Origin of the sequence: Bacillus tequilensis KCTC 13622, from assembly GCF_000507145.1 — a bacterium.
GTDB classification, from domain to species: Bacteria; Bacillota; Bacilli; order Bacillales; family Bacillaceae; genus Bacillus; species Bacillus tequilensis.
Window position 1 is genome coordinate 234,002 of record NZ_AYTO01000034.1, and the last position, 13,754, is coordinate 247,755.

The window sequence follows — 13,754 nt, forward strand, 5'->3', positions numbered from 1 at the left end:
AACCACGAATATATTTAAATAGGAGACAACATGATGAGATTTTCCAACAAATTCAAAAAGGTGCCTTACCTGTTACAAGCGCTTCTCAATGTCTGTCTGTTCTTCCTGGCGATAGCCTTAAGCGCACTTCTGATCAGCGAGACATGGTACATTGTGCAATTTGTATACAAGTCACTGTTCAACAAAGTGGACAGCTATTATGAGATGCTTGGAGAACTGCTTATATTCTTCATGTACTTTGAGTTCATTGCTTTGATTATCAAATACTTCAAATCAGACTTTCATTTCCCGCTTCGCTACTTCATTTATATTGGCATCACAGCTGTCATTCGTTTGATTATCATCGATCATGATCAGGCGATCTCAACGTTCTGGTGGGCGATGGCCATTCTTGCAATGATTTGTGGATTCTTTATTGCCAATAGACGAAATTCTGTTGTTGAACATTAATAAATTAGTGCCGATACGCGGCCGGGGAATTGGAACAGAATAAAAAAATTGATTATCGGTATTTATAAGTCTAGCTGTTTAATGTCAGTTCAGAAATCTGTAGTGGATCAAAGTGGATATCTGAATGTATTTTTTGGCTACTTTAACAGACATGTCCCGATGCCATAGCATTACCTGTCTGAAATGAAAATCGCTTCTTTATTTTACAAGGAAGAGGTTAAAATTCTTAATAAATAAGATGAAAAAGTTAGGATGGACGTTTATTGTTTTTTTTTCACCATGTGTGTAATGAAAATAAGCTTTCATAACCAATGAGATAGATTTACTATATTGAGCGACTAGTGATATAGAAAACAGATCGATGGTTCAATCCATCGGTTTTTTATTTGTTTTCATACTGAAAATCACCTCATTAGGACAAACAGTTATTACATAGCATTACCCAAGGGGTGATGCATTTTATGAAGGTAATAATCATCGAGGGACCGCAAACTGATAAATGCATGAACGATTGCTATCATTATTTAATAAAACTTTATAGGAAGGAGATCCAGGGTGATAGCAATATATGTAAGGGTATCGACCGAGGAACAAGCGATCAAGGGATCGAGCATCGACAGCCAGATCGAGGCTTGCATAAAGAAAGCAGGGACTAAGGATGTGCTGAAGTATGCCGATGAAGGAATTTCTGGAGAGCTTTTAGAACGTCCGGCTTTGAATCGCTTGAGGGAGGATGCAAGCAAAGGACTTATAAGTCAAGTCATTTGTTACGATCCGGACCGTCTTTCTCGGAAATTAATGAATCAGCTTATCATTGATGATGAACTCCGAAAGCGAAATATACCCTTGATTTTTGTTAATGGAGAGTACGCCAATTCTCCAGAAGGACAATTGTTTTTCGCTATGCGCGGGGCAATCTCAGAATTTGAAAAAGCCAAAATCAAAGAACGGACATCAAGCGGCCGACTTCAAAAAATGAAAAAAGGCATGATCATTAAAGATTCTAAACTATATGGCTATAAATTTGTTAAAGAGAAAAGAACTCTTGAAATATTTGAAGAGGAAGCAAAAATCATTCGGATGATTTTCAACTATTTCACCGATCATAAAAGCCCTTTTTTCGGCAGAGTAAATGGTATTGCTCTGCATTTAACTCAGATGGGGGTTAAAACAAAAAAAGGCGCCAAAGTATGGCACAGGCAGGTTGTTCGACAGATATTAATGAACTCTTCTTATAAAGGTGAACATAGACAGTATAAATATGACACTGAGGGTTCCTATGTGTCAAAACAGGCAGGGAACAAATCTATTATTAAAATAAGGCCTGAAGAGGAGCAAATCACTGTGGCAATTCCAGCAATTGTTCCAGCTGAACAATGGGATTATGCTCAAGAACTCTTAGGTCAAAGTAAAAGAAAGCACTTGAGTATCAGTCCCCACAATTATTTGTTATCGGGTTTGGTTAGATGCGGGAAATGCGGAAATACCATGACAGGTAAGAAAAGAAAATCACATGGTAAAGACTACTATGTGTATACTTGCCGGAAAAATTATTCTGGCGCAAAGGACCGCGGCTGCGGAAAAGAAATGTCTGAGAATAAGCTAAACCGTCATGTATGGGGTGAAATTTTTAAATTCATCACAAATCCTCAAAAGTATGCTTCTTTTAAAGAGATTGAGCAATCAAATCACCTGTCTGAAGAATTAGAACTTATTCAAAAAGAGATAGAGAAAACAAAAAAAGGCCGCAAGCGTCTTTTAACGCTAATCAGCCTAAGCGATGACGATGATTTAGACATAGATGAAATAAAAGCACAAATTATTGAGCTGCAAAAAAAGCAAAACCAGCTTATTGAAAAGTGTAACGAAATTCAATCAAAAATGAAAGTCCTGGATGATACAAGCTCAAGTGAAAATGCTCTAAAGATAGCGATCGACTATTTTCAATCAATCGGTGCAGATAACTTAACTCTTGAAGATAAAAAAACAATTGTTAATTTTATCGTGAAAGAAGTTACCGTTGTGGATACTGACACCGCACATATTGAAACGTATTAAAGAGGGTATTGCCCTCTTTTTGTAATTACAACCTCTGTAGTAGATCCTAGACATCGAAGAAAACAGATAGCCCATCAAATTATAATTGCCTTTCTAAATGGGCTTATGAAAATGGTGCACACCACATGTATCACAAGTTATCCAAACAAATTATTCGGCAGTCGAGTATTCAAGTGCAGATTCTTTACTGTGCATGCTTTTTATGTGTGAGAAATAGACTTGGGATGAAGAGTACCGCAAGGACAATGGTTGATACTAAGAATCCGGCATGGTAACCTTTTAAACCATTGGCAATCGTTGGTTGCAATCCCTGCATGACAGTTGCGACCACAGTTGCGATAACAGCTGTACCAAAGCTTGAACCAAGGTTTTCAATAATATTAATACCGACACCTGCTTCTGGAAGTTGTTTGCTGTCAAGTCCTGTATAAGCATCACTTGTCAACGGAAGCATAATCCCTCCAAAGCTGGTCCCGCGGATGAATAATATGATAGAAATCCAAATCATACTTGTTTTATCGGTGACAAAGATAAGCGGAATAGATCCGATAAGCGACAGAACAAGACTGACCATAACCACGTATTTTGCACCAATCTTATCAATCATTTTTCCGATCATTGGCCGAGTAACGAGCATCCCAACTCCTTGAGGGATTAATGCAAGCGCAGCTTCGATTGCCGTAAAATGACGGAAGTTTTGAAAGAACAATGGAAGTATTAACATGGGTCCCATGACGGCAATATTCGCTAATAATAACCCGATGCTGGATGCTAAGAAGTTCTTGTGTGCAAACAAATGTAAAGGGAGTACGGTTTGATTTTTTCTGATTCGATTATATACGATGTAAATTACAGCTAAAGCGAGGCCGATGCCCGCCCATAGGATGGTTTCGCTATTGTTAAATGATGCATGGTCCGCTGCTTTCGTAATTCCGTATATCAATGCTGCACTCATTAAGGATAAATCGATAATTCCAAAAATATCAAGTTTGCTATCTTTGTTGAATGGCTCAAAGTTTGGGAGAGTTTTCATCATCAGTGGTGCAGCAATCATAACGATGAACACGTTGATGAAGAAAATCCAATGCCATGATGCAGCTTGAACGATGAAGCCTCCGATTACAGGTCCTAAGATTGGTCCCAAAATCATAGGTGTGCTTACGATAGCCATAACTTTCCCTATATTCTCTGTACCTGCTGTTTTAACCAAGAGTGTTGACATAAGCGGAGTAATAATCCCAGCGCTAAATCCTTGAAGCAAACGGAATAAGATAAAGCTGGAAATATCCCAACTAATTCCAGTGAAAACGGAAATTACACCAAAGGCGATGACTGCTCCGATTAAGATTTTCTTTCCGTTAAATTTGTTCATAAGCCATCCGGATACCGGAACTGCAATAGCAAGAGCTAAAACATAACCTGTAATGGACCATTGAATAGTATCCAACGTCGTACTGAAATCCTGATTTAATTTGTCGATGGCAATGTTCACCATAGTTGAGTCAAGCATTGGGGCAATTGCTCCAAGTGCAATAGCCCAGGCAGCCATGAGAATTTCTTTTGGTAATCCTGGCTCCTTTACTTTGTCTTTTAACATATTATTCTCCTCTCAAAGGGTGTGTTTTTGTTTCCTTTTCAACAAAAAATAACACGATTTTGTTTCCGAGTCAACAAAATAACGATAATAAAAAGGCAGCCGAAACTCCATAAAGTTGGCTGCCTGTGGTTGCATTTTCATTATTTGAATTTATTCCGACTTAATATCAACACCATGTTTTTTGATTTCTGCATCCAAATGTTTATTATACTTTTCTGCAAAGCTAATCATAAAGTTAAATTGTTCCTCGGTTACCTGTTCAAATACTGCCTTATCGCGCTCTAGAAACTCTTTGTGAAGTTCATCATGGATTTTATAAATTTCTTTCCCTTGCTCGGTAAGCCTAAAATGAATTTCTTTCTTGTTATCTGGCTTCTGGTAGCTTTCAATTAAGCCTTTTTCTATGAGCTTTTTAGTCATTTTACTTATGGCGCCCCTCGTCATATAAAGGGCCTCAGCTAGTTTTGTCACATTAGTATTTCCGTGTTCAATGGATTCTACACAATGTACTTCAGAAGGCTTATACCCTTTAAGACAGGCTTCCATCTTTGGCTTATTAAGCCAAGCCATCTTGTTGAACAAATCCCTGAAATTCATTAGGAGCAGTTCTTTTTTATTCATGGCGAGTCCTCCCACCTGTTGGTGCATCAGCAATAGTGTAATCGATTTTTGTTTCCGTTTCAATAATAAACCACGAGAGGAGAAGAGATCACCGAATATATGTAAACGTATTAAAGAGGAGTATGCACCCCCCTTTTGTCATTACAATCTCATTTTCAATACACCGCGCGGCATACGTCGCCAGCTTTGTCCCTTTTCCGGCGGAATAGCTTTCAATTCCTTTGATCAGCCCGATTGTTCCGATGGAGATTAAGTCCTCTGCATCTTCACCTGTATTTTCGAACTTTTTCACAATATGGGCGACCAAGCGAAGATTATGCTCAATCAGCATGTTTCTGGCATGTTCATCCCCTTTAGCCATTAGCTCTAAGTATTTTTTTTCCTCGCTGCTTGAAAGCGGTTGTGGAAAGGCATTGTTTTTCACGTAAGATACTAAAAAGACAAGCTCTTTAACAACAAAGCCGAGCGCTGCGAAAACACCTGTCACCATCGTCACCTCCACAAAAGTATGTAGGCAAAAGCCTATATGTAAATGTATGTGAGCGGGAGGCTGTCTGTGTCTGTACCGGGAAATTTCTCGCAGGGGAGTTTGGCTTTTGTGGCGGCAGGCCAGCTTCAAATTTTAAAAATAATCTTTGCCATCCCCCCATACATTGAAATGAACAAATATATGGGGGGATGGGAATGAAAAAATGGCTGGCAGGCCTGTTTCTTGCTGCGGCAGTGTTGCTTTGTTTAGTGACACCGCAGCCGATCAAAGCGGCTTCTTTGTATGACAAAGTGCTGTATTTTCCGCTGGCTCGTTATCCGGAAACGGGAGATCATATTAGAGATGCGATTGCAGATGGGCATTCTGACATTTGCACCATTGACAGGGACGGGGCGGACAAAAGGCGGGAGGAATCATTAAAAGGCATTCCGACGAAGCCGGGTTTTGATCGGGATGAGTGGCCGATGGCGGTTTGTGAGGAAGGCGGGGCAGGGGCTGACGTCCGATATGTGACGCCTTCAGACAATCGCGGGGCCGGATCGTGGGTAGGGAATCAAATGAGCGGTTATCCTGATGGCACCAGAGTGCTGTTTATTGTGCAGTAATAAGAAGAGGCTCTTTCTTGAGCCTCTGTTGCTATGATCCTTCGCGGTGCTGAATGTTCGGCTGATAGGTTGCTGCTTTTCGCCAATACTGGCGTGTTCCTTCGTCTCGGACAACGATGCCCAGCTGTGCAAGTTCGAGACGGAATTCTTCCACATCGTCTGTTTCCTCGCCTTTCAGCGCTTTGTGACGAGCTTTCAACAACGCATGGGCGCCCGGCGAGAGGTCTGGTGCATCAGGTATCCACCTGCGAAATTGATCTTTAAACGGATCACCATCTGCTGCCCATTCGTAATGATGCTGTCTAAAGGCTTTCTCGACTTTTCCAGGTTTTTCATCAATTTCTTCCCGTACCAATTCATATCCGGCTGTTCCCAAGAGGACAAGCCGTTTGTGATCGATAAACACAAGAGCAATGTCGGCGGAACGAATCGTTTGCACGTTCTTTCCTTTAATTAATTCGACTGTGTCATCTGTAATTTTTACAGACAGCAGCATTGCCATAACAGTATGGGCGAACCATAACCCCGCAGACATGCCGAGCAGCGCAGTGATAAATGCAGCTGGTGATCCGTGAAAAGAGGTGACCAGCCGGAGCAGTCCTTCAAAAGGTATCCATGGAAGAGATAACGCCCATTTCGCAAACTGAGGGATAAAATATCCGATTGTAAGTCCAATGATTGCAAGTATGGCGTATAAAAAATATACAGCGGTTTTCGTAACTCCAATGGTAGTGTGAGATTGATCGTGCAACATGTCACCTTCTTTTACTGAAATATTCTATTTCTCTTCCCATATTTTAGCTTAATAAGTTGGAGAATCAAGGATAAGTTAATGGTTTTATAAAAAGATTCTCAGAATCGATGATGGGAGAATGCTTGAAAACAGCCAATTTGATTTTGACGACGAAAAGGTTGCGAGACTGTGGAATCATGGCTCTGCCATTCGCTCTTGGCTTATGGGGCGCTTTCTCTAAAGGTGTGAAACTGGATCAGAGCAAAGGCATTCCTCAGATGAAGGGAAATGGACGGAGGAAACAGCGCTCGATCTGCAGACGGCAACTCCCGTGATCGCCATACCGCTCTTTAATAGACGGTACGTTTACAGGAAAGGCTGTCGCTGTGCTTCAAAATGAATGTGGAGGCCATGCGACAGAAAAAAAGTAAGGGGCGAATCGCCTCCTTACTTTTTTTGCATTTTCAGCAGATGTGGGAACTTTTTGTAAATGATCAGCATAATGATCAGAATATAGGCTCCGTAAATGCTGAAAGACAGTAATTTATTGCTGGCAAAATTGGCACCCGCAATCGTGACAACGACAATATTAGGGATTTTTCCTATGAAAGACGCGAGGAAAAAAACATGCCAGCGAACCTGACTCAGTCCGCATATCACATTCATTACAAGAGAAGGAATGACCGGAATGAGCCGTCCTAATAAAACTGCGGCAAAATCATTTTTATGGAAGGAAGCCTCGTAGCTTTGAATGGCAGGATAGGCCTCAACTTTTTTTCTGGTCCAATTTCTAAAACTGTACCTGGCAAGAAAAAAAAGCATCATTGTACCAAGCATTGAGCCGGTCAGTGTAATCCAAATTCCATTTGCCATTCCGAACACAGCGCCATTTAAAGCGGCAACCAAAGCAAACGGCACAATGGGGAAAAAGACATCCGCGGCAATCAGCAGCATACTGAATAAAACAGAAAGCATCCCTCCTGCTTTGATCGCATCAAGCCAAGCTTCTTTCTGAAAAAAACCAACCGCAATGATCGTAATGATCACGGCGATACCTAGTATCTTTTTTAACACTTCTATGGTCACTCCCAACTTAGGTGATGTCAGGAGCCAAAACCTCCGTCATCTAGAGTTAGTATAACTGCTGTTATTTCAGCGCTTCAACTGAAAATCGTATTTGGGCTGGAGACACAATTCTTTTATATCTTGTAAAATAGCCCTTAATAGTCAAGGATTATCAAACTTACTCTGCCTTATCGAAAGGGCACAAAAGTCCTGCAGCTGCGCTTTATTTTCACCCTGATTGGGGAGCTGAAAATCATGGAATAGACGGAGTTTACGGACCGAAAACGGCGAATACCGTCAAGCGTTTTCAGCTCATTCGCGGATTAACTCGAGACAGGATCTGCGAACCCAAAACAAAGGCCAAGCTTAAATCAAAGTTTAAGGTGAATATTTGGGGAAGGGATAACCTGTTTCCAGTCGGATTCAGGTTATACTCTTTCACATTGGTTTGCGGGTTTTTTCAATTGAGAAGAAGGGAATTTTAAAAAAATCACCTGATATGCCGAAAGAATAGCAGAATGATTTTGACTGAGAGGGACACGTTAACTTTAGGAAAAAACAGCGGCAAATGAAAAAACTCTTCGTTGAATGAAGGAAACCAGAGGTATAACATTAAGGTGAGGCTTTTGGGGGTGTAAAGATGAAGCATGTTTTCATTCTCTTCCTTCTGCTGTTCGTTACAGCAGGATGCGAGGGAAGGGGATACGAAGATGTTGTAGCATTTGGTGACAGCAATACGCGAGGCTCTAATTGGGATTATCGCGATTATCCAAAATCACAGCAGTGGGTTAATATATTAAAAACAGCTGAACGCGGAAAGCTTGAAATACTCAATGCGGGGATCGGCGGACAGACGACAGAGGATGCACGTCTGCGGTTTCAGACAGATGTGCTGGATCAAAAACCGAAGCATTTGTTTATTATGTTTGGCACCAATGACGCCGCAATCCTGACTGAGGGGAAACCGAGAGTGTCGAAGCAGCGTTTTAGAGAAAATCTGGTTTATTTTATTAAAGAAAGCAGAAAATACGGGATCAAGCCAATTTTAATGACGTGTATCCCAATTATTGAAGGAAACGGGAAGCACCATTTGTTTTACTATTCCAGATATAAAGCAGCTGCCTTTGAACCGAAAGGCGGGGCGAGGAAATGGCACAACTCATATAACGATATTACAAGAGATGTGTCGAAGCGGCTTGATGTCCCTCTTGTAGATAACTGGAAGCATTTTATAGAAGCAGACGGGGGAAAAGCAACTGATGAAGCGCTAATTCAATCCGGTCTGATAGATCCTTCAGGCAATCATATGACACCTAAAGGAGCAAGGATCGTATATGAAGCGATACAAGATGGGCAGGTTCTGAAGCGCTGAGGCGGACAAAGGCCTAAACCGTTTTATTTCTTCTACATAGGCTGTATAAAACCTTATATAAGGAGGCGCTTCACCATGTGCAGCGGTTATTCCTATTCGTACCCTTTCGGCAGCTGGCCATATGGAGTTGGCAGAGCATATGGATACGCTTTTATCGTTGTTTTAGTTGTTGTTCTCCTGGTTGTGGGCGGCATATATTGGTTAGCATAGTAACCAGCCCTTTAAAACACCTCTTTTTAGGGGTGTTTTTTGCTGAAAACAGTAGTAAAGCCCGTAACCGAAGTGATATAATATCAGTCATCTGAGTAAAAAAAGGAAAATACGCCCGGAAAAAATAGACAAATTCCTATTAAGAAGATACGGAAATAATATGTCCGAGCGATCTTCTTTTTATTTCGTTTTCAATTAATTCGATAAAGTCGCGGTTTAAATTCATTTCGGTGGCTTTGAAATAAGATTCTATGAGTAATTCATCAGACAGTTTTCTCATGCTAGGAACCCAATTAATGGGAGAGGCACCTCCTTAAAAGTTGGAATCATTCATGACTTTTATGCATACATTGGTAAGTTGCGTTTATCTGAGGCTGAAGTTATCTTTAATCTACCATGAATTCCATATAAGAACAATCGTTCTGTTATCCACACCAAAAAGTGGATAACTTGTGAGTATCATGTTTATAATTTGTCTAAAGAGTGATGTAATAAGAGTGGATAGTGTGTGTAATTTTATCCACACCTGGTGAAGAAACCCAATTTTTGTCGAAATTTTTTTGCTCAGTTTTTCTTTAATCGCAAGTTCGATTTTTTTCGACAATCATTTGAAAGAGAAAGAAAAGGGAAGGGTGCGGGTTTTGTTAAAAAAGTTTTTTTTACCTGACGAATTTGTAAAAAATATTTTTCATATTACACCTGAGAAATTAAAAGAACGAAATGTAAAAGGAATTATTACTGACCTGGATAATACGCTTGTTGAGTGGGACAGACCGAACGCGACGCCGCGTTTGATCGAGTGGTTTGAAGAAATGAAGGAGCACGGCATTAAAGTGACGATTGTCTCTAATAATAATGAAAGAAGAGTAAAACTTTTCTCAGAACCGCTCGGAATCCCATTCATCTATAAAGCGAGAAAACCGATGGGCAAAGCCTTTAACAGAGCGGTGCGCAATATGGAGCTGAAAAAAGAGGACTGCGTTGTCATTGGAGACCAGCTGCTGACCGACGTGCTCGGAGGAAACCGAAACGGCTACCATACAATTTTGGTGGTGCCTGTCGCTTCCTCTGACGGATTCATTACGCGTTTTAACCGCCAGGTCGAACGCAGAATACTGAGTGCTCTTAAACGAAAAGGGCACATTCAGTGGGAGGAGTAAGAAATGGAAAAGGTTGTTTGTATCGGATGCGGAGTTGCCATCCAAACCGAAGACAAAACAGGTCTGGGATACGCGCCGCCTGCATCGCTTACGAAAGAAAATGTGATTTGCCAGCGCTGCTTCAGACTGAAAAACTATAATGAAATACAAGACGTTTCCTTAACGGATGATGATTTTTTAAACATCCTGCACGGTATTGGGGAGACGGATTCTCTCGTTGTTAAAATTGTTGATATTTTTGATTTTAACGGCAGCTGGATCAATGGGCTGCAGCGTTTGGTAGGAGGAAACCCTATTCTATTGGTTGGCAATAAAGCCGATATTTTGCCTAAGTCACTCAAAAGAGAGCGTCTGATCCAATGGATGAAGCGTGAAGCGAAGGAGCTTGGCTTAAAACCGGTTGACGTATTTTTGGTCAGTGCCGGCCGCGGTCAGGGGATCAAAGAAGTGATTGATGCGATTGAGCATTATCGCAACGGCAAAGACGTCTATGTTGTCGGTTGTACCAATGTAGGGAAGTCAACCTTTATTAACCGGATTATTAAAGAAGTGTCAGGTGAAGAAGATATTATTACGACATCCCAATTTCCAGGCACAACCCTTGACGCGATTGAAATTCCGCTTGACGATGGCTCAGCGCTTTATGACACACCGGGTATTATCAATCATCATCAAATGGCGCATTATGTTAATAAAAAGGACTTAAAAATACTTTCGCCTAAAAAGGAGCTGAAGCCGCGCACATTCCAGCTTAACGATCAGCAAACACTATATTTCGGCGGACTTGCAAGGTTTGATTATGTATCAGGGGATAGAGCTCCTTTTATTTGCTATATGCCGAATGAGCTGATGATTCATAGAACAAAGCTGGAAAATGCAGACGCGCTTTATGAAAAGCATGCAGGGGAATTGCTCACACCTCCGGGAAAAGACGAAATGGATGAGTTTCCGGAGTTGGTTGCCCATACGTTTACGATCAAAGATAAAAAGACAGATATCGTTTTCTCTGGATTAGGCTGGGTAACAGTGCATGACACCGATAAAAAAGTAACGGCTTACGCGCCAAAAGGCGTTCACGTATTTGTTCGGCGCTCACTAATTTAATGAAAAGGGGAGAGGGGTATGAAAAAGCTGTACGGGGTTATCGGCAATCCGATTGGCCATTCTATGTCACCTAATATTCATAACGCATCATTGAAAGACCTCGGTTTGGACGGACATTACCACGCCTTCAAAATAGAAGAGGGTGATCTGGAAGATGCGGTAAAAGGAATAAAAGCACTTGGCATACAAGGAATCAATGTGACGGTGCCGCATAAGGTTTCCATTATGGATTACCTGGATCATATTGATGAGAGCGCAAAAGTGATCGGTGCCGTAAACACGGTCAGAAGAGAGGGGGACAAGCTTGTCGGATACAATACCGACGGGGAAGGCTTTGTGAAGTCATTAATGAAGGTATTGGACAAGCCCATCCCTGAACTGTCTTTTTTAATGATCGGCGCAGGCGGAGCAGCAAGAGCCATTTTCACAACAATTGCCCGTCACACTCCGAAAAAGTTTGACATTTGCAACCGGACGCTGGAAAAAGCCAAACAGCTTACAGAATTCACTCCCTCATTTCACAATAAAGAAGTGTTAAGCATAAAAGAAGCGGAAGAGCGGCTTGAGCGTTATGATGTTATTATCCATACAACGTCTGTAGGCATGCATCCGAACGTGGACGACGCACCGCTTTCATTACAGCGCGCAGCCCGCAGTGCCGTCGTATGCGATATCGTGTATAATCCAATTCAGACGGCTCTGTTAAAAGAAGCAAACCAAAAAGGCCTGAAAACACTCGATGGAGTGGGCATGTTTGTTGAACAGGCAGCATTGTCCTTCCAATTGTGGACTGGACAAGAGCCCGATATTGAAAAAATGAGATCAATTGTAATAGGAAAATTAGGAGGAACAGAATGTTAACTGGTAAACAAAAACGTTTTTTGCGTTCAAAGGCGCATCATTTAACACCGATTTTTCAAGTAGGAAAAGGCGGAGTAAACGACAACATGATTAAGCAAATTGCTGAGGCGCTTGAAGCTAGAGAGCTGATTAAAGTCAGCGTGCTTCAGAATTGCGAAGAGGATAAAAACGATGTTGCGGAAGCTCTAGTAAAAGGAAGCCGCGCTCAATTGGTGCAGACTATCGGCAATACGATTGTGTTATATAAGGAATCAAAGGAAAATAAACAAATCGAGCTTCCTTAAAGGTGGTTGAAATGAAGAAAATCGGAATTTTTGGAGGAACGTTTGATCCTCCTCATAACGGTCACCTCTTAATGGCGAATGAGGTGCTGTATCAGGCGGGGCTTGATGAAATTTGGTTTATGCCCAATCAAATTCCGCCGCATAAACAGGACGAAGACTATACGGACAGCTTTCATCGTATAGAAATGCTGAAGCTTGCCATTCAGTCTAATCCCTCCTTTAAGCTAGAGTTGGCTGAGATGGAAAGAGAAGGGCCTTCATATACCTTTGATACTGTTTCTTTACTGAAGCAGCGTTATCCGAATGATCAGCTGTTCTTTATTATCGGTGCTGATATGATTGAATATTTGCCGAAATGGTATAAGCTGGACGAGCTGATGAATCTCATTCAATTTATTGGTGTAAAGCGCCCCGGTTTTCATGTTGAAACCCCTTATCCGCTTCTCTTTGCAGACGTTCCGGAATTTGAGGTATCATCAACTATGATAAGGGAACGATTTAAAAGCAAGAAGCCCACTGACTACTTAATCCCTGATAAAGTGAAGAAGTATGTAGAGGAGAATGGTTTATATGAATCGTGAGGAGGCACTTGCCTGCGTTAAGCAGCAATTGACCGAACACCGGTATATCCACACGATTGGCGTGATGAACACGGCGATCGAACTTGCGGAGCGTTTTGGAGCCGACTCTAAAAAAGCGGAAACAGCGGCAATCTTTCATGATTACGCCAAATTCCGCCCAAAAGAAGAAATGAAACAAATTATCGCACGCGAAAAAATGCCTTCGCATTTATTGGATCATAATCCGGAGCTGTGGCACGCTCCAGTCGGCGCTTATTTGGTCCAAAGGGAAGCGGGGGTCCAAGATGAAGACATTCTTGACGCTATCAGGTACCATACCTCTGGACGGCCTGGTATGACACTTTTAGAAAAAGTGATTTACGTTGCCGATTACATTGAGCCCAACCGGGCATTCCCCGGTGTCGATGAGGTGCGTGAGCTTGCTGAGACAGATTTGAATCAAGCGCTGATTCAATCCATCAAAAATACAATGGTTTTTCTTATGAAAAAAAATCAACCGGTTTTCCCAGACACATTTTTAACGTATAACTGGCTTGTGTCTGGCAACTGAACAGGAGGAATTT

General features: G+C 41.5%; 17 protein-coding genes and 4 pseudogenes. 15 read left to right on the forward strand and 6 right to left on the reverse strand.

What is annotated here, in order from left to right; all coding sequences use genetic code 11:
- The first annotated feature begins 33 nt into the window (after window positions 1-33).
- The 3 genes and pseudogenes from psiE to spoIVCA all read left to right on the forward strand — a co-directional run bounded on the left by psiE (window position 34) and on the right by spoIVCA (window position 2,508).
- Window positions 34-450, forward strand: coding sequence for a phosphate-starvation-inducible protein PsiE (psiE, locus tag V756_RS0112660; protein WP_023855272.1), 417 nt, complete (start codon window positions 34-36; stop codon window positions 448-450).
- A 461-nt stretch (window positions 451-911) separates the two neighbouring features.
- Window positions 912-1,090 (forward strand): annotated as a pseudogene (locus V756_RS1000000124455) (hypothetical protein).
- Complete coding sequence (gene spoIVCA, locus V756_RS0112665; protein WP_255210042.1) at window positions 1,048-2,508, forward strand: site-specific DNA recombinase SpoIVCA; 1,461 nt, start codon at window positions 1,048-1,050, stop codon at window positions 2,506-2,508. The pseudogene V756_RS1000000124455 and the gene spoIVCA overlap by 43 nt, the downstream one beginning before the upstream one ends.
- A gap of 184 nt (window positions 2,509-2,692) precedes the next feature.
- Here spoIVCA and V756_RS0112670 read toward each other — a convergent pair whose 3' ends face one another.
- The 3 genes and pseudogenes from V756_RS0112670 to V756_RS0112680 all read right to left on the reverse strand — a co-directional run.
- On the reverse strand, window positions 2,693-4,105 hold the full coding sequence (locus tag V756_RS0112670) for an MDR family MFS transporter (RefSeq protein ID WP_024714975.1): 1,413 nt from the start codon (window positions 4,103-4,105) through the stop codon (window positions 2,693-2,695).
- A gap of 150 nt (window positions 4,106-4,255) precedes the next feature.
- Complete coding sequence (locus V756_RS0112675) at window positions 4,256-4,726, reverse strand: MarR family transcriptional regulator (RefSeq protein WP_024714976.1); 471 nt, start codon at window positions 4,724-4,726, stop codon at window positions 4,256-4,258.
- A 139-nt stretch (window positions 4,727-4,865) separates the two neighbouring features.
- Window positions 4,866-5,216: pseudogene (locus V756_RS0112680) on the reverse strand (sigma-70 family RNA polymerase sigma factor); the annotation flags it as partial.
- 66 nt (window positions 5,217-5,282) lie between these two features.
- Here V756_RS0112680 and V756_RS1000000124460 point away from each other — a divergent pair.
- Together V756_RS1000000124460 and nucB are read left to right on the forward strand one after the other, a co-directional pair.
- Window positions 5,283-5,414, forward strand: a complete 132-nt coding sequence (locus V756_RS1000000124460; RefSeq protein ID WP_255210030.1) for a hypothetical protein — start codon at window positions 5,283-5,285, stop codon at window positions 5,412-5,414.
- On the forward strand, window positions 5,411-5,821 hold the full coding sequence (nucB, locus tag V756_RS0112690; RefSeq protein WP_024714978.1) for a sporulation-specific Dnase NucB: 411 nt from the start codon (window positions 5,411-5,413) through the stop codon (window positions 5,819-5,821). The genes V756_RS1000000124460 and nucB overlap by 4 nt, the downstream gene beginning before the upstream one ends.
- A gap of 31 nt (window positions 5,822-5,852) precedes the next feature.
- On the opposite strand, the gene V756_RS0112695 is transcribed toward nucB, so the two are convergent.
- Complete coding sequence (locus V756_RS0112695; RefSeq protein ID WP_032682099.1) at window positions 5,853-6,575, reverse strand: YqeB family protein; 723 nt, start codon at window positions 6,573-6,575, stop codon at window positions 5,853-5,855.
- A 115-nt stretch (window positions 6,576-6,690) separates the two neighbouring features.
- On the opposite strand from V756_RS0112695, the pseudogene V756_RS1000000123080 reads away from it, so the two are divergent.
- Window positions 6,691-6,985: pseudogene (locus V756_RS1000000123080) on the forward strand (phosphogluconate dehydrogenase (NAD(+)-dependent, decarboxylating)); the annotation flags it as partial.
- Between the two features lie 16 nt (window positions 6,986-7,001).
- Here the strand turns inward: V756_RS1000000123080 and V756_RS0112700 are convergent.
- Window positions 7,002-7,628, reverse strand: coding sequence for a TVP38/TMEM64 family protein (locus V756_RS0112700; protein WP_024714980.1), 627 nt, complete (start codon window positions 7,626-7,628; stop codon window positions 7,002-7,004).
- A gap of 153 nt (window positions 7,629-7,781) precedes the next feature.
- Here V756_RS0112700 and V756_RS1000000123515 point away from each other — a divergent pair.
- The 3 genes and pseudogenes from V756_RS1000000123515 to V756_RS1000000124465 form a co-directional block, all read left to right on the forward strand.
- Window positions 7,782-8,002, forward strand: a pseudogene (locus V756_RS1000000123515) (peptidoglycan-binding domain-containing protein); the annotation flags it as partial.
- A 257-nt stretch (window positions 8,003-8,259) separates the two neighbouring features.
- Complete coding sequence (locus V756_RS0112705; protein WP_024714981.1) at window positions 8,260-8,991, forward strand: SGNH/GDSL hydrolase family protein; 732 nt, start codon at window positions 8,260-8,262, stop codon at window positions 8,989-8,991.
- Window positions 8,992-9,066: 75 nt separating this feature from the next.
- Window positions 9,067-9,201 carry a hypothetical protein gene (locus tag V756_RS1000000124465; protein WP_255210031.1) on the forward strand — a complete coding sequence of 45 codons (135 nt, stop codon included), beginning with the start codon at window positions 9,067-9,069 and terminating at the stop codon, window positions 9,199-9,201.
- Window positions 9,202-9,340: 139 nt separating this feature from the next.
- On the opposite strand, the gene V756_RS0112715 is transcribed toward V756_RS1000000124465, so the two are convergent.
- Entirely contained in the window at window positions 9,341-9,481 is a 141-nt protein-coding gene (locus V756_RS0112715) for a sporulation histidine kinase inhibitor Sda (RefSeq protein ID WP_003226124.1), read from the reverse strand.
- A 361-nt stretch (window positions 9,482-9,842) separates the two neighbouring features.
- Between V756_RS0112715 and V756_RS0112720 the strand changes: the two genes are divergently transcribed.
- Genes V756_RS0112720 through yqeK form a run of 6 tightly spaced genes read left to right on the forward strand, consistent with a single transcriptional unit; the run spans window position 9,843 to window position 13,741 of the window.
- Complete coding sequence (locus tag V756_RS0112720; RefSeq protein ID WP_003226126.1) at window positions 9,843-10,361, forward strand: YqeG family HAD IIIA-type phosphatase; 519 nt, start codon at window positions 9,843-9,845, stop codon at window positions 10,359-10,361.
- A gap of 3 nt (window positions 10,362-10,364) precedes the next feature.
- Window positions 10,365-11,465, forward strand: a complete 1,101-nt coding sequence (yqeH, locus tag V756_RS0112725; protein ID WP_024714982.1) for a ribosome biogenesis GTPase YqeH — start codon at window positions 10,365-10,367, stop codon at window positions 11,463-11,465.
- Window positions 11,466-11,483: 18 nt separating this feature from the next.
- Window positions 11,484-12,326, forward strand: coding sequence for a shikimate dehydrogenase (gene aroE / locus V756_RS0112730; RefSeq protein ID WP_024714983.1), 843 nt, complete (start codon window positions 11,484-11,486; stop codon window positions 12,324-12,326).
- Window positions 12,320-12,610 carry a ribosome assembly RNA-binding protein YhbY gene (gene yhbY, locus V756_RS0112735; RefSeq protein ID WP_024714984.1) on the forward strand — a complete coding sequence of 97 codons (291 nt, stop codon included), beginning with the start codon at window positions 12,320-12,322 and terminating at the stop codon, window positions 12,608-12,610. The genes aroE and yhbY overlap by 7 nt, the downstream gene beginning before the upstream one ends.
- An 11-nt stretch (window positions 12,611-12,621) precedes the next feature.
- Window positions 12,622-13,191, forward strand: coding sequence for a nicotinate-nucleotide adenylyltransferase (locus V756_RS0112740; RefSeq protein ID WP_024714985.1), 570 nt, complete (start codon window positions 12,622-12,624; stop codon window positions 13,189-13,191).
- Entirely contained in the window at window positions 13,181-13,741 is a 561-nt protein-coding gene (gene yqeK / locus V756_RS0112745) for a bis(5'-nucleosyl)-tetraphosphatase (symmetrical) YqeK (protein ID WP_024714986.1), read from the forward strand. Before V756_RS0112740 ends, yqeK begins: the two co-directional genes overlap by 11 nt.
- The last annotated feature ends 13 nt before the right edge of the window (window positions 13,742-13,754 follow it).